The organism is Pseudomonas sp. 2(2015) (assembly GCF_000955865.1).
In the GTDB taxonomy this organism is placed as follows: Bacteria; Pseudomonadota; Gammaproteobacteria; order Pseudomonadales; family Pseudomonadaceae; genus Aquipseudomonas.
Genome location: NZ_JYOF01000001.1, coordinates 229,137 through 250,727, shown reverse-complemented (window position 1 = coordinate 250,727; position 21,591 = coordinate 229,137). Strand labels below are relative to the sequence as shown.

The 21,591-nt window shown below is 62.2% G+C and carries 18 protein-coding genes; 17 read left to right on the top strand and 1 reads right to left on the bottom strand.

Annotated features, from left to right (window positions below):
• The first annotated feature begins 48 nt into the window (after window positions 1-48).
• The 15 genes from bamA (at window position 49) to ispD (ending at window position 18,512) form a co-directional block, all read left to right on the top strand.
• On the top strand, window positions 49-2,409 hold the full coding sequence (gene bamA, locus UB48_RS01245; RefSeq protein WP_045193621.1) for an outer membrane protein assembly factor BamA: 2,361 nt from the start codon (window positions 49-51) through the stop codon (window positions 2,407-2,409).
• Between the two features lie 44 nt (window positions 2,410-2,453).
• Entirely contained in the window at window positions 2,454-2,957 is a 504-nt protein-coding gene (locus tag UB48_RS01240) for an OmpH family outer membrane protein (protein ID WP_038996736.1), read from the top strand.
• Window positions 2,954-4,015, top strand: a complete 1,062-nt coding sequence (gene lpxD, locus UB48_RS01235) for a UDP-3-O-(3-hydroxymyristoyl)glucosamine N-acyltransferase (protein ID WP_176794295.1) — start codon at window positions 2,954-2,956, stop codon at window positions 4,013-4,015. The genes UB48_RS01240 and lpxD overlap by 4 nt, the downstream gene beginning before the upstream one ends.
• Before the next feature lie 110 nt (window positions 4,016-4,125).
• Window positions 4,126-4,566 (top strand): 3-hydroxyacyl-ACP dehydratase FabZ, encoded by a 441-nt coding sequence (gene fabZ, locus UB48_RS01230; protein ID WP_010224833.1) that lies wholly within the window; start codon window positions 4,126-4,128, stop codon window positions 4,564-4,566.
• A complete protein-coding gene (gene lpxA, locus UB48_RS01225; RefSeq protein ID WP_045193619.1) occupies window positions 4,563-5,339 on the top strand; it encodes an acyl-ACP--UDP-N-acetylglucosamine O-acyltransferase in 777 nt (258 codons plus the stop codon). The genes fabZ and lpxA overlap by 4 nt, the downstream gene beginning before the upstream one ends.
• Window position 5,340: 1 nt before the next feature.
• Window positions 5,341-6,468, top strand: coding sequence for a lipid-A-disaccharide synthase (gene lpxB, locus UB48_RS27645; RefSeq protein WP_045193618.1), 1,128 nt, complete (start codon window positions 5,341-5,343; stop codon window positions 6,466-6,468).
• Entirely contained in the window at window positions 6,469-7,098 is a 630-nt protein-coding gene (gene rnhB, locus UB48_RS27640) for a ribonuclease HII (RefSeq protein ID WP_045193617.1), read from the top strand.
• Between the two features lie 108 nt (window positions 7,099-7,206).
• Window positions 7,207-10,728, top strand: a complete 3,522-nt coding sequence (gene dnaE, locus UB48_RS01210; protein ID WP_045193616.1) for a DNA polymerase III subunit alpha — start codon at window positions 7,207-7,209, stop codon at window positions 10,726-10,728.
• 98 nt (window positions 10,729-10,826) lie between these two features.
• Window positions 10,827-11,774 (top strand): acetyl-CoA carboxylase carboxyltransferase subunit alpha, encoded by a 948-nt coding sequence (locus UB48_RS01205; protein ID WP_045193615.1) that lies wholly within the window; start codon window positions 10,827-10,829, stop codon window positions 11,772-11,774.
• Window positions 11,775-11,880: 106 nt separating this feature from the next.
• Window positions 11,881-13,176: a tRNA lysidine(34) synthetase TilS gene (gene tilS, locus UB48_RS01200; RefSeq protein ID WP_045193614.1), complete on the top strand. Its 1,296-nt coding sequence runs from the start codon at window positions 11,881-11,883 to the stop codon at window positions 13,174-13,176.
• A gap of 271 nt (window positions 13,177-13,447) precedes the next feature.
• Entirely contained in the window at window positions 13,448-15,076 is a 1,629-nt protein-coding gene (locus UB48_RS01195; RefSeq protein ID WP_038996727.1) for a CTP synthase, read from the top strand.
• Window positions 15,077-15,079: 3 nt separating this feature from the next.
• Window positions 15,080-15,925 (top strand): 3-deoxy-8-phosphooctulonate synthase, encoded by an 846-nt coding sequence (gene kdsA / locus UB48_RS01190; protein ID WP_045193613.1) that lies wholly within the window; start codon window positions 15,080-15,082, stop codon window positions 15,923-15,925.
• 153 nt (window positions 15,926-16,078) lie between these two features.
• Window positions 16,079-17,368 carry a phosphopyruvate hydratase gene (eno, locus tag UB48_RS01185; RefSeq protein WP_045193612.1) on the top strand — a complete coding sequence of 430 codons (1,290 nt, stop codon included), beginning with the start codon at window positions 16,079-16,081 and terminating at the stop codon, window positions 17,366-17,368.
• A gap of 161 nt (window positions 17,369-17,529) precedes the next feature.
• Window positions 17,530-17,808, top strand: a complete 279-nt coding sequence (gene ftsB, locus UB48_RS01180) for a cell division protein FtsB (protein WP_038996723.1) — start codon at window positions 17,530-17,532, stop codon at window positions 17,806-17,808.
• Window positions 17,805-18,512, top strand: coding sequence for a 2-C-methyl-D-erythritol 4-phosphate cytidylyltransferase (gene ispD / locus UB48_RS01175; RefSeq protein ID WP_045193610.1), 708 nt, complete (start codon window positions 17,805-17,807; stop codon window positions 18,510-18,512). Before ftsB ends, ispD begins: the two co-directional genes overlap by 4 nt.
• 60 nt (window positions 18,513-18,572) lie before the next feature.
• Here ispD and UB48_RS01170 read toward each other — a convergent pair whose 3' ends face one another.
• Window positions 18,573-19,469: a LysR substrate-binding domain-containing protein gene (locus tag UB48_RS01170; RefSeq protein WP_045193609.1), complete on the bottom strand. Its 897-nt coding sequence runs from the start codon at window positions 19,467-19,469 to the stop codon at window positions 18,573-18,575.
• Between the two features lie 106 nt (window positions 19,470-19,575).
• Here UB48_RS01170 and UB48_RS01165 point away from each other — a divergent pair, with 106 nt between their 5' ends.
• Complete coding sequence (locus UB48_RS01165; protein WP_045193608.1) at window positions 19,576-20,688, top strand: S-(hydroxymethyl)glutathione dehydrogenase/class III alcohol dehydrogenase; 1,113 nt, start codon at window positions 19,576-19,578, stop codon at window positions 20,686-20,688.
• Between the two features lie 8 nt (window positions 20,689-20,696).
• Window positions 20,697-21,551: an S-formylglutathione hydrolase gene (fghA, locus tag UB48_RS01160; RefSeq protein ID WP_045193607.1), complete on the top strand. Its 855-nt coding sequence runs from the start codon at window positions 20,697-20,699 to the stop codon at window positions 21,549-21,551.
• The last annotated feature ends 40 nt before the right edge of the window (window positions 21,552-21,591 follow it).

Genomic DNA, 21,591 nt, shown 5'->3' with positions numbered 1-21,591 from the left:
CGTCCCGCGGCGGGTCGTTTATTGCCAGTTGGAATAAGAAAGGACTTCATGAAACGTCTGCTGCTAACTGCGGTTCTCGCCGTACTGATGATCGCTGAAGTTCACGCCGAGTCCTTCACCATCTCCGATATTCGTGTCAATGGTCTGCAGCGGGTTTCCGCGGGCAGCGTTTTTGGTGCCTTGCCATTGAACGTCGGCGATGAGGCCGATGACCGGCGCCTGGTGGAATCCACCCGGTCCCTGTTCAAGACCGGATTCTTCCAGGATATCCAACTGAGCCGGGACGGCAACGTCCTGATCATTACCGTGGTCGAGCGTCCTTCGGTGTCGAGCATCGAGATCGAAGGCAACAAGGCGATCAGCACTGAAGACCTGATGAAGGGTCTGAAGCAGTCCGGTCTGTCCGAAGGCGAGATCTTCCAGCGTGCCACCCTTGAAGGCGTGCGCAACGAACTGCAACGCCAGTACGTTGCCCAGGGCCGCTACTCGGCCGAGGTCGACACCGAAGTGGTGCCGCAGCCGCGCAACCGCGTGGGCCTGAAGATCAAGATCAACGAAGGCACCGTTGCTGCCATCCAGCACATCAACGTGGTCGGCAACACCGTCTTCGCTGATGAAGACCTGATCGGCCTGTTCGAGCTCAAGACCACCAACTGGCTGTCGTTCTTCAAGAACGATGACAAGTACGCCCGCGAAAAACTCTCCGGTGACCTGGAGCGTCTGCGTTCCTACTACCTGGACCGCGGCTACATCAACATGGACATCGCTTCCACCCAGGTGTCGATCACCCCGGACAAGAAGCACGTCTACATCACCGTCAACGTCAACGAAGGCGAGAAGTACACCGTTCGTGACGTCAAGCTTTCCGGCGACCTCAAGGTGCCTGAAGACCAGGTCAAGTCGCTGCTGCTGGTACAGCCTGGCCAGGTATTCTCGCGTAAGGTGATGACCACCACCTCCGAGCTGATCACCCGTCGCCTGGGTAACGAGGGCTACACCTTCGCCAACGTCAACGGCGTGCCGCAGCCGCACGACGAAGACCACACCGTCGACATCATGTTTGTGGTCGACCCGGGCAAGCGTGCCTACGTCAACCGCATCAACTTCCGTGGCAACACCAAGTCCGAGGACGAAGTGCTGCGCCGTGAGATGCGCCAGATGGAAGGCGGCTGGGCGTCGACCTACCTGATCGACCAGTCCAAGACCCGTCTGGAGCGCCTGGGCTTCTTCAAGGAAGTCAACGTCGAGACCCCGGCCGTTCCGGGCACCGACGACCAGGTCGACGTCAACTACAGCGTTGAAGAGCAAGCCTCCGGTTCGATCACCGCCAGCGTCGGTTTCGCTCAGAGCGCAGGTCTGATCCTCGGTGGTTCGATCAGCCAGAACAACTTCCTCGGTACCGGTAACAAGGTTTCCCTGGGCCTGACCCGCAGTGAATACCAGAGCCGTTACAACTTCGGCTATGTCGACCCCTACTGGACTGCCGACGGCGTCAGCCTGGGCTACAACGCCTTCTATCGCACCACCGACTACGATGACCTCGACGTCGACGTGGCCAGCTATGCGGTCGACAGCCTGGGTGCCGGTGTCAGCGTCGGTTACCCGATCAGCGAAACCTCGCGCCTGACCTTCGGCCTGACCGTACAGCAGGACGAGATCAAGACCGGTAAGTACACCGTTGACGAGATCTTCAAGTTCGTTAACGAAGAAGGCGACAAGTACCTGAACTTCAAGGCCTCGGCCGGTTGGTCCGAGTCGACCCTGAACAAGGGCGTACTGGCTACTCGCGGTCACTCGCAAAGCCTGGTGCTGGAAGCAACCACCCCGGGTAGCGACCTGTCGTTCTTCAAGCTGGATTACCGTGGCCAGCTGTTCAAGCCGATCAATAACGACTACACCCTGCGCCTGCACACCGAACTGGGCTATGGTGACGGTTTCGGCGGTACCTCGGGCCTGCCGTTCTACGAGAACTACTACGCCGGTGGTTTCAACTCGGTTCGTGGCTTCAAGGACAGCAGTCTCGGTCCACGCAGTACCCCGAGCCGTGGCGCGGATGTCACCGGTAACCAGGGCACCATCGCCGACCCGGATCAGGACCCGCTGCCATTTGGTGGTAACGTTCTCGTCCAGGGTGGTGTAGAGCTGCTGTTCCCGCTGCCGTTCGTCAAGGACCAACGCTCGCTGCGCACCTCGGTCTTCTGGGATGTGGGTAACGTTTTCGACACCAACTGCGGTTCCAAGCCGGACTGCGAGAAGGTCGGCCTGTCGGGCCTGGCCAGCTCCGTCGGCCTGGGCGTGACCTGGATTACCGCGCTCGGTCCGTTGAGCTTCAGCCTGGCAATGCCGGTGAAGAAGCCGGACGAAGCCGATACCCAGGTGTTCCAATTCTCTCTGGGCCAGACCTTCTAAGGTCTGCCCCTTGCTAACGACAACGGATTCTGTAGGAGTGCATCGTGCGTAAGTTGACTCAACTGGCAGTACTGGCTGCGACCCTGATCGCAACCCCGGCTTTCGCCGAAATGAAGGTTGCTGTGCTGAACTATCAAATGGCCCTGCTCGAATCGGACGCGGCGAAGAAGTACGCCGTCGATGCCGAGAAGAAATTCGGCCCGCAGCTGACCAAGCTGAAGAACCTGGAAAGCAGCGCCAAGGGCATTGCCGACCGCATCCGTGCCGGTGGCGACAAGATGGCCCAGCCAGAGCGCGAGCGCCTGGAGCTTGAATACAAGCAAAAGGCCCGTGACTTCCAGTTCCAGTCCAAGGAGCTGAACGAGTCCAAGGCCGTGGCCGACCGCGAAATGCTCAAGCAACTGAAGCCCAAGCTGGATGGCGCAGTTGAAGAAGTGATCAAGAAAGGCGGTTTCGACCTGGTTCTCGAGCGTGGCGCGGTCATTGATGTCAAACCTCAGTACGACATCACCCGCCAGGTCATCGAGCGCATGAACCAGTCCCGTTGATCATGACCGTGACCATGAAACTCGGTCAGCTGGCCGAGTTCCTCGGAGCCACCCTGAGTGGCCCCGAGGAGCTGGAAATCACTGGCCTGGCAACCCTTCAGGAAGCTGGGCCTGGGCAGTTGAGCTTCCTCGCCAACCCACAGTACCGCAAGTACCTGGGTGAAACCCAGGCGGCGGCGATCCTGCTCAAGCCGGCCGACGCCGAAGGTTTTGCCGGCAACGCCCTGATTGTTCCCGACCCGTACCTCGCCTACGCGCGCATCTCCCACCTGTTCGATCCAAAGCCCAGGGCTGTAGCGGGAATTCATCCCAGCGCCGTGGTTGCCGCCGATGCCCAGGTCGATGCCAGCGCCAGCATTGGTGCCTGCGCGGTGATCGAGAGCGGTGCGCAGATCGGCCCGGGTGTGACTATCGGTGCCCAGTGCTTCATCGGCGCGCGCTGCGTGATCGGTGAGGGCGGCTGGCTGGCCCCGCGGGTGACCCTGTACCACGACGTGCGTATCGGCAAGCGTGTGGTCATTCAGTCGGGCGCAGTGATCGGCGGCGAAGGCTTCGGCTTTGCCAACGAGAAGGGCGTGTGGCAGAAGATCGCCCAGATCGGCGGCGTGAGCATCGGCGATGATGTCGAGATCGGCGTCAACACTGCGGTCGACCGCGGCGCACTGGCCGACACCCGCATCGGTGACGGGGTCAAGCTCGACAACCAGATCCAGATCGCCCATAACGTGCAGATCGGCGATCATACGGCGATGGCGGCGTGTGTCGGGATCTCCGGCAGCACCAAGATCGGCAAGCATTGCACCATTGCCGGCGGTGTCGGCATGGTTGGACACATCGATGTCTGCGACAACGTTTTCGTATCCGGGATGACCATGGTGACGCGCTCGATTACCGAGCCAGGCGCTTATTCTTCCGGTACGGCGATGCAGCCGCTGGCCGAGTGGCGCAAAAGCGCCGCGCGAATTCGCCAGCTGGATGAGATGTCAAAACGCCTTCAACAACTGGAAAAGCGTCTCGCCGCCGTGACCTCTGGCGATAAAGCTTCATCAGAAGGCTGATACCATTTCCTGATCAAGAGCGAACAGCCCTAGACTGACTCTTTGATTTGCTAAAGGAGCGCCGTGTGAAAACCGGCGCTCCCTATCTTTACTACAGGCTTCCCCCCGAAATGATGGACATCAACGAGATTCGCGAATACCTGCCTCACCGTTACCCGTTCCTGCTGGTGGACCGGGTGGTGGAACTGGACGTCGAGGCCCAGCGCATTCGTGCCTACAAGAATGTCAGCATCAACGAACCTTTCTTCAATGGTCACTTCCCGGCGCACCCGATCATGCCGGGCGTGCTGATCATCGAGGCCATGGCCCAGGCGGCCGGTATCCTCGGCTTCAAGATGCTCGACGTCAAACCTGCGGACGGTACCCTGTACTACTTCGTCGGTTCCGACAAGCTGCGCTTCCGCCAGCCGGTGCTGCCGGGTGACCAACTGATCCTCGAGGCCAAGTTCATCAGCTGCAAGCGCCAGATCTGGAAGTTCGAGTGCCAGGCGTCGGTCGACGGCAAGCCGGTATGCTCGGCCGAGATCATCTGCGCGGAACGCAAACTATGAGTTTGATTGACCCTCGGGCAATCATCGATCCATCGGCGAAGCTCGCCGACGGTGTCGAGGTAGGCCCTTGGTCGATCATCGGTGCCGGGGTCGAGATCGGCGAGGGGACCGTGATCGGTCCGCACGTGATTCTCAAAGGGCCGACCCGCATCGGTCGGCACAACCGCATCTACCAGTTTTCTTCGGTAGGCGAAGACACCCCTGACCTCAAGTACAAGGGTGAAGCCACGCGCCTGGTGATCGGTGATCACAATGTGATCCGCGAAGGCGTGACCATCCACCGTGGCACCGTGCAGGACCGCTCGGAAACCACCCTGGGTGATCACAACCTGATCATGGCCTATGCCCACATCGGCCACGACAGCGTCATCGGCAACCATTGCATCCTGGTCAACAACACCGCGCTGGCTGGCCATGTGCATGTCGATGACTGGGCGATCCTTTCCGGGTTCACCCTGGTGCATCAGTTCTGCCACATCGGTGCCCACAGCTTTTCCGGTATGGGCACGGCGATCGGCAAGGATGTTCCGGCCTACGTCACGGTGTTCGGCAACCCGGCCGAAGCGCGCAGCATGAACTTTGAGGGCATGCGCCGTCGTGGTTTCAGCGAAGACGCCATTCACGCCCTGCGCCGCGCCTACAAGGTGGTCTACCGCCAGGGCCTGACTGTCGAGCAGGCGATCGCCGAGCTGGCCGAGCCGGCTACCCAGTTCCCTGAAGTCGACGTGTTCCTCAAGTCGATCCAGAACTCCACCCGCGGCATCACCCGCTGACATGGCCGAGCTTTGTGTAGCGCTGGTGGCAGGTGAGGCCAGCGGCGATATTCTCGGCGCCGGGTTGATGCGCGCGCTCAAGGCGCGTCATCCGCAGGTACGCTTCATTGGCGTGGGTGGGCCGTTGATGCAGGCTGAAGGCCTGACTTCGTACTTCCCCATGGAACGCCTGGCGGTGATGGGCCTGGTCGAGGTGCTAGGGCGCCTGCGCGAGCTGCTTAAGCGCCGCAAGGAACTGATCCAGACCCTGGTCGCCGAGCGCCCGGACGTGTTCATCGGCATCGATGCCCCGGATTTTACCCTCAACATCGAACTGAACCTGCGCAAGGCCGGGATCAAGACCGTGCATTACGTCAGCCCGTCGGTCTGGGCCTGGCGGCAGAAGCGCGTGCTGAAGATTCGCGAAGGTTGCGACCTGATGCTCACGCTGTTTCCGTTCGAAGCCAAATTCTATGAAGAGAAGGGCGTGCCGGTGCGCTTCGTTGGCCACCCGTTGGCCGACAGCATTCCGCTGGACGCCGATCGGGCTGCTGCCCGTGAACAGCTGGGCCTGGCCGACGGCCCGCTGGTTGCCCTGATGCCCGGCAGCCGTGGCGGTGAAGTAGGGCGCCTGGGCGCGCTGTTCCTTGATACCGCCCAGCGTTTGCGCGAGCTGGTGCCGGGGGTGCGTTTTATTTCCCCGTGTGCCAATGCCGAGCGCCGTGCCCAGCTTGAGCAGATGCTCCAGGGCCGCGACTTGCCGGTGACCCTGCTCGACGGTCGCTCGCACCAGGCCCTGGCCGCCTGCGACGCGGTGCTGATCGCCTCAGGTACCGCCACCCTCGAAGCGCTGCTGTTCAAGCGGCCGATGGTGGTTGCCTACCGCTTGGCGCCGCTGACCTACTGGATTTTGAAACGCCTGGTAAAAAGCCCCTACGTGTCGCTGCCCAACCTGCTGGCCCAGCGCATGCTGGTGCCCGAGTTGCTGCAGGAAGCTGCCACTGCTGAGGCCCTGGCCCAGACCCTGGCGCCACTGGTGCACGGCGGTGTGCAGCAGACCGAAGGCTTTGACCAGATTCACCGTACCCTGCGCCGCGATGCCTCGAACCAGGCAGCTGACGCGGTGCTGGCCCTGCTGGAAAACCGATAGATGCAAATGGGATTGGACTTCAACCTGGTCGAGGACCTGGTCGCCGGTGTCGACGAAGTGGGCCGTGGCCCGCTGTGCGGCGCGGTGGTGACGGCGGCGGTGATTCTCGACCCGCAGCGGCCGATTCTGGGGCTCAACGACTCGAAGAAGCTCACCGAAGCCAAGCGTGAAAAGCTTTATGACGAAATTTGTGAGAAGGCCCTGAGCTTCTGCATCGCCCGCGCCGAGGTCGAGGAAATCGACCAACTCAACATCCTTCACGCCACCATGCTGGCCATGCAACGTGCCGTCGAAGGCCTGAGCGTCACCCCGAAACTGGCGCTGATCGACGGTAACCGCTGCCCGCAGCTGTCGGTACCGGCGGCGCCGGTGGTCAAGGGCGATAGCCAGGTGCCGGCGATTGCCGCGGCATCGATCCTGGCCAAGGTCACCCGTGACCGCGAGATGGCGGCGTTCGAGCTGATCTACCCCGGCTACGGCATTGGCGGGCACAAGGGCTACCCGACGCCGGTGCACCTCGAAGCCCTGGCGCGCCTGGGGCCGACGCCGATTCACCGGCGCTCGTTCGCACCGGTACGCGCCGCCTACGAAGCCCGCGACGCCATCAGCAGCGGATTTGCCGAGGTCTGACCGGGCGCGGCAGGCGTCAGTAGTCAGGATCGCCCCGCACTGGCTGTTGTTTTGATCAAGGCCCGGTACAATCCGGGCCTTGTTGTTTTGTGCTGCTATAGGATCATCATGTCGGCTTCTTTCGTTCATCTTCGCCTGCACACCGAATACTCGCTGGTCGATGGCCTGGTGCGGATCAAGCCGCTGGCCAAGGCATTGGCGGCGATGAACATGCCGGCGGTCGCGGTTACCGACCAGAGCAACATGTGCTCGCTGGTCAAGTTCTACAAGAACGCCATGGGTGCCGGCATCAAGCCGATCTGCGGCGCCGACCTGTGGCTGGCCAACAGCGACCCGGATGCGCCGCTGTCGCGCATCTGCCTGCTGGCCATGGATGCCAAGGGCTACCGCAACCTCACCGAGTTGATTTCCCGTGGCTGGGTCGATGGTCAGCGCAATGGCCTGGTGATCATCGAGCGCCAGTGGATCGCCGAAGCCAGCGAGGGCGTGATCGCCCTGTCCGCGGCCAAGGAAGGCGACATCGGCATGGCCTTGCTCAATGGCAACCCGGACGAAGCCGAAGCCTTGCTGCGCGACTGGATGCAGATGTTCCCGGAGCGCTTCTACGTCGAAGTGCAGCGCACCAACCGCGCCGGTGACGAAGAATACCTGCACGCCGCCGTGGCCCTGGCCGACAAGCTGGACGCGCCGCTGGTAGCCACCAACGATGTGCGCTTTATCAAGCAGTCCGACTACGACGCCCACGAAACCCGCGTGTGCATCGGTGAAGGCCGGGCGCTGGATGACCCGCGCCGCTCGCGCAACTACAGCGACCAGCAATACCTGAAAAGCCCGGAAGAAATGGCCGAGCTGTTCAGCGACCTGCCCGAAGCGATTGCCAACACCGTCGAGATCGCCAAGCGCTGCAACATCCAGGTGCAGTTGGGCAAGCACTTCCTGCCGGACTTTCCGACGCCCAACGGCATGGGTATCGACGACTACCTGCGTCACGTTTCCCACGAGGGCCTGGAAGAGCGTCTGGCGGTGTTGTGGCCGAAAGAGACCACGCCGAATTACCAAGAGAAGCGCCAGGTCTATCTGGACCGGCTGAAGTTCGAGCTGGATATCATCATCCAGATGGGCTTCCCCGGTTACTTCCTGATCGTTATGGACTTCATCAAGTGGGCCAAGAACAACGGCGTGCCGGTTGGCCCGGGCCGGGGTTCGGGTGCCGGTTCGCTGGTAGCCTACGTACTGAAGATTACCGACCTCGACCCGCTGGCCTATGACCTGCTGTTCGAACGTTTCCTCAACCCGGAACGGGTATCGATGCCCGACTTCGACGTCGACTTCTGCATGGATGGCCGCGACCGGGTAATCGAATACGTGGCTGACGCCTACGGGCGCAATGCCGTGAGCCAGATCATCACCTTCGGCACCATGGCGGCCAAGGCGGTGGTGCGCGACGTGGCGCGGGTCCAGGGCAAGTCCTACGGCCTGGCTGACCGCCTGTCGAAGATGATCCCCTTCGAAGTCGGCATGACCCTGGAAAAAGCCTACGAGCAGGAAGAGATCCTGCGCGATTTCCTCAAGAGCGATGAAGACGCCAAGGAAATCTGGGACATGGCCCTCAAGCTCGAGGGCGTCTGCCGGGGTACCGGTAAACACGCCGGTGGCGTGGTTATCGCGCCGACCAAGCTTACCGATTTCTCGCCGATTGCCTGTGATGAAGAGGGCGGCGGCCTGGTCACCCAGTTCGACAAGGATGACGTCGAGGCCGCAGGCCTGGTGAAGTTCGACTTCCTCGGCCTGCGTACCCTGACGATCATCAAGTGGGCGATGGAAACCATCAACCGCGAACAGGCCAAGAAAGGCCTGGATGACCTGAACATCGACTTCATCCCGCTGGATGACAAGAAGACCTACGACCTGCTGCAAAAGGCCGAAACCACGGCGGTGTTCCAGCTTGAATCGCGGGGCATGAAGGAGCTGATCAAGAAGCTCAAGCCCGACTGCCTGGAAGACCTCATCGCACTGGTGGCGCTGTTCCGTCCCGGCCCGCTGCAATCGGGCATGGTTGACGACTTCATCAACCGCAAGCACGGTCGCGCGGAACTTGCCTACCCGCACTCCGATTACCAGTACGAAGGCCTGAAACCCGTTCTGGCACCGACCTACGGCATCATCCTGTACCAGGAACAGGTGATGCAGATTGCCCAGGTCATGGCCGGTTACACCCTCGGTGGTGCGGACATGCTGCGCCGGGCCATGGGTAAGAAAAAGCCCGAGGAAATGGCCAAGCAGCGCGGCGGTTTCATTGAAGGTTGCGCCAGCAACAACATTGATCCGGACCTCGCCGGCAACATCTTCGACCTGGTAGAGAAATTCGCCGGCTACGGCTTCAACAAATCCCACTCCGCCGCCTACGGCCTGGTCTCGTACCAGACTGCCTGGCTCAAGACCCACTACCCGGCGCCGTTCATGGCCGCGGTGCTGTCGGCGGATATGCACAACACCGACAAGGTCGTGACCTTGATCGAGGAAGTGCGCAGCATGAAGCTGCGCCTCGATGCGCCGGACGTGAACACCTCCGACTTCAAGTTCACGGTCAACGACGATGGCCGCATCGTCTATGGCCTGGGGGCGATCAAGGGCGTGGGCGAGGGGCCGGTCGAGGCCATCGTCGAAGCCCGCGCCGGCGGCCCGTTCAAGGACCTGTTCGACTTCTGCGAGCGGGTCGACCTCAAGCGCATCAACAAGCGCACCCTCGATGCTTTGATCCGCAGTGGCGCGCTGGACCGCCTGGGCCCGTACTTCCATGACGAGCTCAAGGCCTACCAGGCCAACATCGACCGCAACCGTGCAGTGCTGCTGGCGGCGATGGAAGAGGCGATCAAGGCGGCCGAGCAGACCGCGCGCACCGCCGACAGTGGCCACGCCGACCTGTTCGGCGGGCTGTTTGTCGAAGAGGATGCCGACGTTTATGCCAACCACCGCAAGGCCCGCGAGCTGACCCTCAAGGAGCGCCTGCGTGGTGAAAAAGACACCTTGGGCCTGTACCTGACCGGTCACCCGATCGACGAGTACGAAGGCGAGATCCGCCGTTTTGCCCGCCAGCGCATCATTGACCTCAAGCCTGCGCGCGACACCCAGACCGTCGCCGGGATGATCATTGCCCTGCGCGTGATGAAGAACAAGAAGGGCGACAAGATGGGCTTTGTCACCCTCGACGACCGCTCCGGGCGCATCGAGGCCTCGCTGTTTGCCGATGCCTTCATGGCCAACCAGGCGCTGCTGCAGACCGATGCTATGGTGGTGGTTGAAGGCGAGGTCAGCAACGATGACTTCTCCGGCGGCCTGCGCCTGCGGGTCAAGCGCGTGATGAGCATGGAAGATGCCCGCACCAACCTGGCCGAAAGCCTGCGCCTTAAAGTGCACGCCGATGCCCTCAAGGGCGACCGGCTGAACTGGCTGGGCGAGCTGTTCAAGCGCCATCGCGGCGCCTGCCCGATCACCATGGAATACACCGGCAGCGATGCCAAGGCCATGTTGCAGTTCGGCGAAAGCTGGCGCATCGACCCGGCCGATGGCTTGATTCAGGCCCTGCGTGACCAGTTCGGACGTGAGAACGTCTTTTTGCAATATCGATGAATTTTTAATCTCGACCTGAATGCGCCTGATCCCTTAAGGTAGGGCGCCAAACGGATCAACCGGCCGGCCGCCTGGCCGTAGACCCAAGACGGATGCCTATGAACCCGAATTTTCTGGATTTCGAACAGCCGATTGCTGACCTGCAAGCCAAGATCGAAGAGCTGCGCCTGGTTGGCAATGACAACTCGCTGAACATCGGCGATGAGATCGCCCGTCTGCAAGACAAGAGCAGCACCCTGACCGAAAGCATTTTCGGCAACCTGACCAGCTGGCAGATCGCCCGCCTGGCCCGTCACCCGCGCCGTCCGTACACCCTGGACTACATCGAGCACATCTTCACCGAGTTCGACGAGCTGCACGGTGACCGTCACTTCTCCGACGACGCCGCGATTGTCGGTGGTATCGCCCGCCTGGACGACAAGCCGGTGATGGTCATCGGTCATCAGAAAGGCCGCGAAGTGCGCGAAAAGGTTCGCCGCAACTTCGGCATGCCGCGCCCGGAAGGCTACCGCAAGGCTTGCCGCCTGATGGAAATGGCCGAGCGTTTCAAGATGCCGATCCTGACCTTCATCGACACCCCGGGCGCTTACCCTGGCATCGACGCCGAAGAGCGCAACCAGAGCGAAGCCATTGCCTGGAACCTGCGGGTCATGGCCCGCCTGAAAACCCCGATCATCGCCACCGTAATCGGTGAAGGTGGTTCCGGCGGTGCACTGGCCATCGGTGTCTGCGACCAGCTGAACATGCTGCAGTATTCGACCTACTCGGTGATCTCGCCGGAAGGTTGCGCCTCGATCCTGTGGAAGACCGCCGAAAAGGCCTCCGACGCAGCCGAAGCCATGGGCATCACCGCCGAGCGCCTGAAAGGCCTGGGCATCGTCGACAAGGTTATCGCCGAGCCCCTGGGCGGCGCGCACCGTGATCCGGCAAAAATGTCCGCCACCGTTCGCGGCGAGCTGATCGAGCAACTGGACATGCTCAAGAAGTTCGACAACGACGCGCTGCTCAAGCGCCGCTATGACCGTCTGATGAGCTACGGGCTCTGATCTGACAATCGCGGGTCAAGCCCGCTCCCACAGGGCTCTAGGCAAACTGTGGGAGCGGGCTTGACCCGCGATCGAGCGCAAAGCGCTCGCAACCGGGTCGACGCTGATGATTGATCTTCACACCAAGCTGTCCCCCTGGCTCACCGCCCCCTCCTGGTGCATCGCCCTCTCCGGCGGCCTGGATTCCAGTGTCCTCCTGCACCTGCTGGCAAGCCTGTCCCGCCAGCAGCCAATACCGCCCATCCGCGCGATTCACATCCACCACGGCCTGCAGGCTGCGGCAGACGCCTGGCCGGCGCATTGTCAGCGCCTGTGCGACGCCCTGGGCGTTGAACTGCAGATCATTCGGGTCAAGGTCGCCCCTGGCGCCAGCATTGAGCAGGGCGCCCGTGACGCGCGTTACGCCGCCTTTACCGCTGCCTTGCATCCCGGCGAAATCCTGTTGACCGGCCAGCACCGCGAAGACCAGGCCGAAACCTTGCTGTTTCGCCTGTTGCGCGGCGCCGGCCTGCGCGGCCTGGGCGCCATGCCCGGGCAGCGGCCGCTAGGGCAGGGCATGTTGCTGCGGCCGTTGCTGGGTGTTTCGCGTAACGACCTGCAGGCGTACGCCAAGGCTCAGCAGTTGAGCTGGATCGAAGACCCGTCCAACACCGATACGCAATTCTCGCGCAACTACCTGCGCCACCAGGTGTTCCCGGCACTGCTGCAGCGCTGGCCGCAGGCCGCGCAAAACCTCGCGCGCAGCGCCGAGCACTTGAGCGAAGCCCAGGGCCTGCTCGATGAACTGGCGCAGGACGACCTGGTCCGGGCCGCGACCCCGGCAGCGTTCGACTGGCTTGGCCTGGACTCGCTCGACCTCGAGGTGCTGCGCGAGCTATCCCCGGCGCGCCAGCGCAACGCCCTGCAATATTGGCTGGCGCCGCGCACGCGCTTGCCCGACAGCCGCCACTGGGCAGGCTGGGAGGCCCTGCGCGATGCGGCATCCGACGGACGGCCACTGTGGCAACTGACCGACGGCCAATTGCACCGCGCCGCTGGCCGTATCTGGTGGCTGGCCGGTGACTGGTTGATGCCTGCAGGTGGCCGGCAGGTCTGGGCTGACCCGCACAAAGCGCTGACCTTGAGCCACAACGGCAGTGTCAGCCTCAGCGGCACGTTGCCGCAGGGCCCCTTGCACATTGCCTACCGCCAGGGCGGCGAAACCCTGGCAATCGCCGGCCGCGGCCAGCGCGACTTGAAGCGCCTGCTCAACGAGGCGCAACTGCCGTCATTCGCCCGTTCGCGCCTGCCGTTGCTGTATTGCGCCGGGCAATTGCTGGCGGTCGCTAACCTGCCGGGGCTGAGCCAGGGCGACTGGCAATTGCATTGGCATGCGCCGACGAGCGAGCAAGGTTTGAGATGAAAGGCACATTCGGGTAGACTACGCTCCCTTCTTGATACAGCTTCTGTGGCTTCCCCGAAATCACAGCAGTTGCCGATTACCAAGCAGTTTTTTGCTGGGCGATTCTAAAAATGTTTAGCGAGCTCCTAACCGGGTATCCAACCCCCGGTGTGACCAGACGCGGCAGTTTTTTAAGATGCACTGTGATTGACGCAGGTGATCGGGGGCTTCGGCCTTCCTTCGCTTTCCCCGGCGGCACTGACCGCTTTAACGCAGACTTCTAGGGTTTTTCATGACGCGCTACATATTCGTCACGGGCGGTGTTGTTTCTTCATTGGGGAAAGGCATTGCCTCGGCTTCATTGGCGGCCATCCTGGAGGCGCGGGGGCTCAAGGTCACCATGCTCAAGCTGGACCCGTACATCAACGTCGACCCGGGCACCATGAGCCCGTTCCAGCACGGTGAAGTGTTCGTCACCCATGACGGCGCCGAGACCGACCTGGACCTGGGCCACTACGAGCGGTTCATCCGCACGACCATGACCCAGAACAACAACTTCACCACCGGCCGTATCTACGAGCACGTGCTGCGCAAAGAGCGCCGTGGTGATTACCTGGGCGCGACCATCCAGGTCATTCCGCACATCACCGACGAGATCAAGCGCCGCATCATCAAGGGTGCCGGCGACGCCGACGTGGCCCTGGTGGAAATCGGCGGTACCGTGGGTGACATCGAGTCGCAACCGTTCCTCGAGGCTATCCGTCAGCTGCGCGTCGAAGTGGGCTCCAAGCGCGCCATGCTGATGCACCTGACCCTGGTGCCGTACATCGCCACCGCTGGCGAGACCAAGACCAAGCCAACCCAGCACTCGGTCAAGGAGCTGCGCTCCATCGGCCTGCAGCCAGACGTGCTGATCTGCCGCTCCGACCATCCGGTGGATGTCTCCTCGCGCCGCAAGATCGCCCTGTTCACCAACGTCGAAGAGCGTGCGGTGATTTCCCTGGAAGACGTCGACACCATCTACAAGATCCCGGCCGTACTGCACGCCCAGGGCCTGGATGACTTCGTCGTCGAGCGTTTCGGCCTGCAATGCAACGGTGCCGACCTGTCCGAGTGGGAAAAGGTCGTCGACGCCAAGCTCAACCCCGAGCACGAAGTCACCATCGCCATGGTCGGCAAGTACATGGAGCTGCTGGACGCCTACAAGTCGCTGATCGAAGCGATGAGCCATGCCGGCATCCAGAACCGCACCAAGGTCAACCTGCGCTACATCGACTCCGAAGACATCGAGAACCAGGGCACCAGCCTGCTCGAGGGCGCCGATGCGATCCTGGTTCCAGGCGGTTTCGGCTTGCGTGGCGTCGAAGGCAAGATCACTGCCGTGCAATATGCTCGCGAGAACAAGGTCCCGTACCTGGGTATCTGCCTGGGCATGCAAGTAGCGGTCATCGAATTCGCCCGTAACGTCATGGGCTGGAAAGACGCCAACTCCACCGAGTTCGATCGCAACAGCGGTCACCCGGTCGTCGGCCTGATCACCGAGTGGGAAGATGCCACCGGCGCAGTCGAAACCCGTACCGAAGCCTCGGACCTGGGCGGCACCATGCGTCTGGGCGCCCAGGAATGCCAGCTGGCAAGCGGCTCCAAGGTTCACGACTGCTACGCCAAGGACGTGATCGTCGAGCGTCATCGTCATCGCTACGAAGTGAACAACAACCTGCTGCCACAACTGGTCGAAGCCGGCCTGAAAGTCTCCGGTCGTTCCGGTGACGGCGCGCTGGTCGAAGTGGTCGAGTCCCAGGATCATCCATGGTTCGTCGCTTGCCAGTTCCACCCGGAGTTCACCTCGACCCCGCGTGACGGCCATCCGCTGTTCAGCGGCTTCGTCAAGGCGGCACTGGCTCAAAAGAACAAGGCCTGATTCATGACCCAGAAGATCATTCGTGTCGGTAACATCGAGATCGCCAACGACAAGCCGTTCGTCCTGTTCGGCGGCATGAACGTGCTGGAATCCCGTGACCTGGCCATGAAGGTCTGTGAAGAGTACGTGCGGGTTACCGAGAAACTCGGTATCCCTTACGTGTTCAAGGCCAGCTTCGACAAGGCCAACCGTTCGTCGATCAACTCCTACCGTGGCCCTGGCCTGGAAGAGGGGATGAAGATCTTCGAAGAGATCAAGAAGACCTTCAACGTGCCGGTCATCACCGACGTGCACGAGCCAGAACAGGCTGCTGCGGTGGCCAAGGTCTGCGACATCATCCAGTTGCCGGCCTTCCTCTCGCGCCAGACCGACCTGGTGGTGGCCATGGCCAAGACCGGCGCGGTGATCAACATCAAGAAAGCCCAGTTCCTCGCACCCCAGGAAATGAAACACATCCTGACCAAGTGCGAAGAGGCCGGTAACGATCAGTTGATCCTCTGCGAGCGTGGTTCGAGCTTCGGTTACAACAACCTGGTGGTGGACATGCTCGGCTTCGGCATCATGAAGCAGTTCGAGTATCCGGTGTTCTTCGACGTCACCCACTCCCTGCAGATGCCGGGTGGTCGCGCCGATTCCGCCGGTGGTCGCCGCGCCCAGGTCACCGACCTGGCCAAGGCGGGCCTGAGCCAGGGCCTGGCCGGCCTGTTCCTCGAGGCGCATCCGGATCCGGACAACGCCAAGTGTGACGGTCCTTGCGCCCTGCGCCTGGACAAACTGGAGCCTTTCCTGGCCCAGCTCAAGCAACTTGATGACCTGGTGAAGAGTTTTCCGACGGTAGAAACCGCGTAATCCTCGATTCTCCGGTAAAGTACCCCCCGTTCAACCTCTGACCCTCGGGTCAGGGGTCTGCTTTCGCCGGGCCTGCCTGTTTCAAATTGCCCGGCGAGCGGCAAGATTTTTCTCAGCTGCGTTGTTTTCGTCAATTCTGGAGTGCTTACAACAATGGCAAAAATCGTCGACATCAAAGGTCGTGAAGTTCTCGATTCGCGTGGTAACCCTACCGTAGAAGCGGACGTGCTGCTCGACAACGGCATCATCGGCAGCGCCTGCGCGCCGTCCGGTGCTTCCACTGGCTCGCGCGAAGCGCTGGAGCTGCGTGATGGCGACAAGAGCCGTTACATGGGCAAGGGCGTACTCAAGGCAGTTGCCAACATCAACGGCCCGATCCGCGACCTGCTGCTGGGCAAGGACCCGGTTGACCAGAAAGCCCTCGACCGCGCCATGATCGAACTGGACGGTACCGAGAACAAGGCCAAGCTGGGCGCCAACGCCATCCTCGCCGTGTCCCTGGCTGCCGCCAAGGCCGCTGCCCAGGACCAGGACCTGCCGCTGTACGCGCACATCGCCAACCTCAACGGCACCCCAGGCCAGTACTCGATGCCGGTTCCGATGATGAACATCATCAACGGCGGCGAGCACGCCGACAACAACGTCGACATCCAGGAGTTCATGGTTCAGCCGGTTGGCGCCAAGACCTTCTCCGACGCGCTGCGCATGGGCACCGAGATTTTCCATCACCTCAAGGCTGTGCTGAAGGCCCGTGGCCTGAACACCGCTGTCGGTGACGAAGGTGGTTTCGCGCCTAACCTGGCATCCAACGAAGACGCGCTGTCGGCCATCGCCGAAGCCATCGCCAACGCCGGTTACAAGCTGGGCACCGACGTGACCCTGGCCCTGGACTGCGCGGCCAGCGAGTTCTACGAAGATGGCAAGTACAACCTGTCCGGCGAAGGCAAGTCGTTCGACGCCGAAGGTTTTGCCGACTACCTCAAAGGCTTGACCGAGCGCTTCCCGATCATCTCGATCGAAGACGGCCTGGACGAGTCCGACTGGGCTGGCTGGAAGATCCTCACCGACAAGATCGGCGCCAAGGTGCAACTGGTCGGTGACGACCTGTTCGTGACCAACACCAAGATCTTGAAAGAAGGCATCGACAAGAGCATCGCCAACTCGATCCTGATCAAGTTCAACCAGATCGGCTCGCTGACCGAAACCCTGGAAGCCATCCAGATGGCCAAGGCTGCCGGTTACACCGCGGTAATCTCGCACCGTTCGGGCGAAACCGAAGACTCGACCATTGCCGACCTGGCCGTGGGTACCGCTGCCGGCCAGATCAAGACCGGTTCGCTGTGCCGTTCCGACCGCGTCTCCAAGTACAACCAATTGCTGCGTATCGAAGAGCAACTGGGCAGCAAGGCTGTGTACCGTGGCCGTGCCGAGTTTCGCGGCTAAGCAAGAGATGGTAAAAAGACCGCAGCAAAGCGGCGCTGAACGGTCATACTGATCGTTCAGAAGCCCTTGCTGCAGGTGTCTGAACACAAAGCCTGGCTTCGGCCAGGCTTCGTGCCATCAGCGACCTGCAGATGTGGCGGTCTTTTCCACTGGATACCCTGATGCGCAGTCCTTATTGGTTGTTCCTCGTCTTGCTCCTGCTGCTCGGTGGCCTGCAGTATCGTCTGTGGGTGGGCAATGGCAGCCTGGCCCAGGTCACCGAACTCAAGCAACAGATCGCTGACCAGCACGCTGAAAACGAGCGTTTGCTGGAGCGTAACCGTGTGCTTGATGCCGAGGTACTGGAGTTGAAGAAAGGTATGGAAACCGTCGAAGAACGGGCTCGCCACGAACTGGGTATGGTCAAGGAGGGCGAAACCCTCTACCAGCTTGCCCAATGAACCCGACCTTGCCGGCCTTCTGGGCCGTGATCCCCGCCGCGGGTGTTGGTGCCCGCATGGCTGCCGACCGTCCCAAGCAGTACCTGCAGTTGGGCGGGCAGACCATTCTCGAGCATAGCCTCGACTGTTTTCTTGACCATCCCTGTGTCAAAGGGGTGGTGGTCAGCGTTGCCGCTGACGATCCCTACTGGCCCGGTTTACGCTGCGCCAGCGATCCCCGTATCCAGCGTGCCGAAGGTGGCCAGGAACGTGCCGATTCGGTGCTCAATGCCTTGTTGCTGCTGCACGCCCAGGGCGCGGCGGACAGCGACTGGGTGCTGGTGCACGACGCCGCGCGGCCGAACCTGGCCCGCAGCGACCTCGACCGCTTGCTCGCAGAGCTTGCCGATGACCCGGTGGGTGGACTGCTGGCGGTGCCGGCACGCGATACCCTCAAGCGCGCCGATGCCAACGGCCGGGTCAGCAGCACAATCGACCGCAGTACCGTGTGGCAGGCCTACACGCCACAGATGTTCCGTCTCGGTGCCTTGCACCGGGCCCTGGCCGACAGCCTGGTGGCCGACGTGGCGATTACCGACGAATCATCGGCCATCGAATGGGCCGGGCAGGCGCCGCGCCTGATCGAAGGGCGCAGCGACAACATCAAGGTCACCCGCCCCGAAGACCTCGAGTGGCTGCGCCAGCGCTGGGCCAAGCGCGGTTGAGCACTCTTCGCGGGGCAAGCCCGCTCCTACAGTAGGAGCGGCCTTGCCCCGCGATGCTTTTCAGGCACCTCGATACTCAGGCAACCCCGCCAATCCCTCGCGCAGATAATCCACCAGCTTGCGCACCTTCGGCGATAAATGCCGCTGTTGCGGATACAGCGCCCACACCGCGGTATTGGGCGGTTGATGCGCTTCCAGCAGTGACACCAGCGCGCCGGTTTTGAGGTGTTCAAGCACGTAGTAGTCCGGCAACTGGCACAAGCCCATCCCTTGCAGCGCCGCGTCCAGCACTGCCTGGCCGCTGTTGCAGCGCCAGTTGCCCTGAACCCGCTGGCCGATCTCCCGCCCGTCCAGTTGCAGCGCCCAGTTGTCGGAGCTGCCGATCAGGCAGTTGTGCCGCGCCAGCTCCGACAGGCTGTGCGGGCGGCCGTAGCGTTCCAGATACGCAGGTGACGCGCACAGGTACATGCGCCGCGGCGCCAGGCGCGTGGCCACCAGCCGCGAGTCCTGCAAACGGCCCAGGCGAATGGCCAGGTCCATGCCCTCATGCACCAGGTCCAGCGGGCGGTTGCTCAGTTCAATGTCCACCCGTAGTTGCGGATAGGCGGCCATGAAGCGCGTCACCAGCGGCACGATGAAGCGCTCACCGTAGGCCACGGCGCAAGTCATGCGCAGCAGCCCTTTAGGCTCGCTGGTCAGGTCACCCATGGCGCGCAGGGCTTCTTCGCGGCCGTCCTGCAGGCGTTGGCAATGCTGCAGGAAGGTCTGCCCGGCTTCGCTCAGGGTCACCCGCCGGGTGCTGCGGTACAGCAAGCGGGTTTGCAGGCGTTCTTCCAGGCGGGCGATCTGCCGGCTGACGTGGGACGACGACACCCCGAGGCGTTCGGCGGCGGCGGTGAACTGCCCGGCTTCGGCGACGGCCACGAATTCGTCGATACCCTCCCACAGATTGCTCATTGATTATCCCTGTGCAGCAATAATGTTTTGTCTTTGCCTGGATTATTCATCAAATATCGATGAATTACACTGCAAGCCTGAACTGACCCCTTGCTGGAGAAGATTGATGATCAAGTCCCGTGCCGCCGTTGCCTTCGAGGCCAAGAAACCGCTGGAGATCGTCGAAGTCGACGTGGCCATGCCCAAGGCCGGCGAGGTGCTGCTGCGCGTGGTCGCCAGCGGCGTCTGCCATACCGATGCCTACACCTTGTCGGGCGCCGACCCGGAAGGCATCTTCCCGTCGATCCTCGGCCACGAGGGCGGCGCCATCGTCGAAGCCATCGGTGAGGGTGTGACCTCGGTTGCCGTTGGCGATCATGTGATCCCGCTGTACACCCCCGAGTGCGGTCAGTGCAAATTCTGCCGCTCCGGCAAGACCAACCTGTGCCAGGCCATCCGCGCCACCCAGGGCAAGGGCCTGATGCCCGACGGCAGCACGCGCTTCTCCTACAAGGGCCAGCAGTTGTTCCACTACATGGGCACCTCGACTTTTTCCGAGTACACCGTGCTGCCGGAAATCTCCGTGGCCAAGATCCAGAAAGAAGCCCCGCTGGAGAAGGTCTGCCTGCTCGGTTGCGGCGTAACCACCGGTATCGGCGCGGTGCTCAACACCGCCAAGGTCAAGCCGGGCGATACCGTGGCCATCTTCGGCCTGGGCGGCATTGGCCTGTCGGCGATCATCGGTGCGGTGAAGGCCAAGGCTTCGCGGATCATTGCCGTGGACATCAACCCGAGCAAGTTCGAGATCGCCAAACAGCTGGGTGCCACCGACTGCGTCAACCCGAAAGACTACGACCGTCCGATCCAGGAAGTGATCGTCGATCTCACCGATGGTGGCGTCGACTTCTCGTTCGAGTGCGTGGGTAACGTGCAACTGATGCGTGCGGCGCTGGAATGCTGTCACAAGGGCTGGGGCGAGTCGGTGATCATCGGCGTTGCCGGTGCCGGCCAGGAAATTTCCACCCGTCCGTTCCAGCTGGTGACTGGCCGGGTCTGGCGCGGTTCGGCCTTCGGTGGCGTGCGTGGCCGCAGCGAGCTGCCAAGCTACGTGGAAATGTCGGAAAAAGGCGAAATCCCGCTGGATACCTTCATCACCCACACCATGGGCCTGGAAGACATCAACAAGGCATTCGACCTGATGCACGAAGGCAAGAGCATTCGCAGCGTCATCCACTTCTGAGGTCTGCCATGAGCCTGGAAAACATCTCTTGCCAGAAGAGCTTCGGCGGCTGGCATAAACGCTACCGCCATCGCTCCCAGGTGCTCGGCTGCGACATGGTGTTTGCCGTGTACCTGCCGCCGCAGGCCGAGCAGGGCGGCAAGCTGCCGGTCCTGTACTGGCTGAGCGGTCTGACCTGCACCGACGAGAATTTCATGCAAAAGGCCGGTGCGCACAAGCTGGCTGCCGAGCTTGGCTTGATCATAGTCGCCCCCGACACCAGCCCGCGCGGGCCGCAGGTGCCGGCTGATCCGGACGGCGCCTGGGATTTTGGCCTGGGAGCCGGGTTCTACCTCAACGCCACCGAGCAGCCGTGGGCCCAGCACTACCGCATGCACGACTATGTGGTGGAGGAATTGCCGGCATTGGTCGAGGCGCATTTCCCGGCCTCAAGTCAGCGCGGTATCAGCGGTCATTCCATGGGCGGCCATGGTGCGCTGGTGTGCGCTTTGCGCAACCCGGGGCGTTACCGTTCGGTGTCGGCGTTCGCGCCGATCAGCAACCCGATGGATTGCCCGTGGGGGCAGAAGGCCTTCAGTCGCTACCTGGGTGAGGACCGGGCGCGCTGGCGCGAGTGGGATGCCAGCGTGTTGCTCGCCGAGGCTGGCGAGCGCTTGCCGCTGCTGGTCGACCAGGGCGATCGCGATGATTTTCTCGATAACCAGCTCAAGCCGCAGGTGCTCGAGCAGGCGGCCAGGGTGGCGGGCCATCCGCTGACCTTGCGCCTGCAACCGGGCTATGACCACAGCTACTACTTCATTGCCAGCTTCATTGATGACCACTTGCGGCATCATGCCGCAGCGCTGATAGGCCCGGGTAACTGATCCTACAAATCAAGCCCAAGCGCCGGCAAAGCAGGTAGAA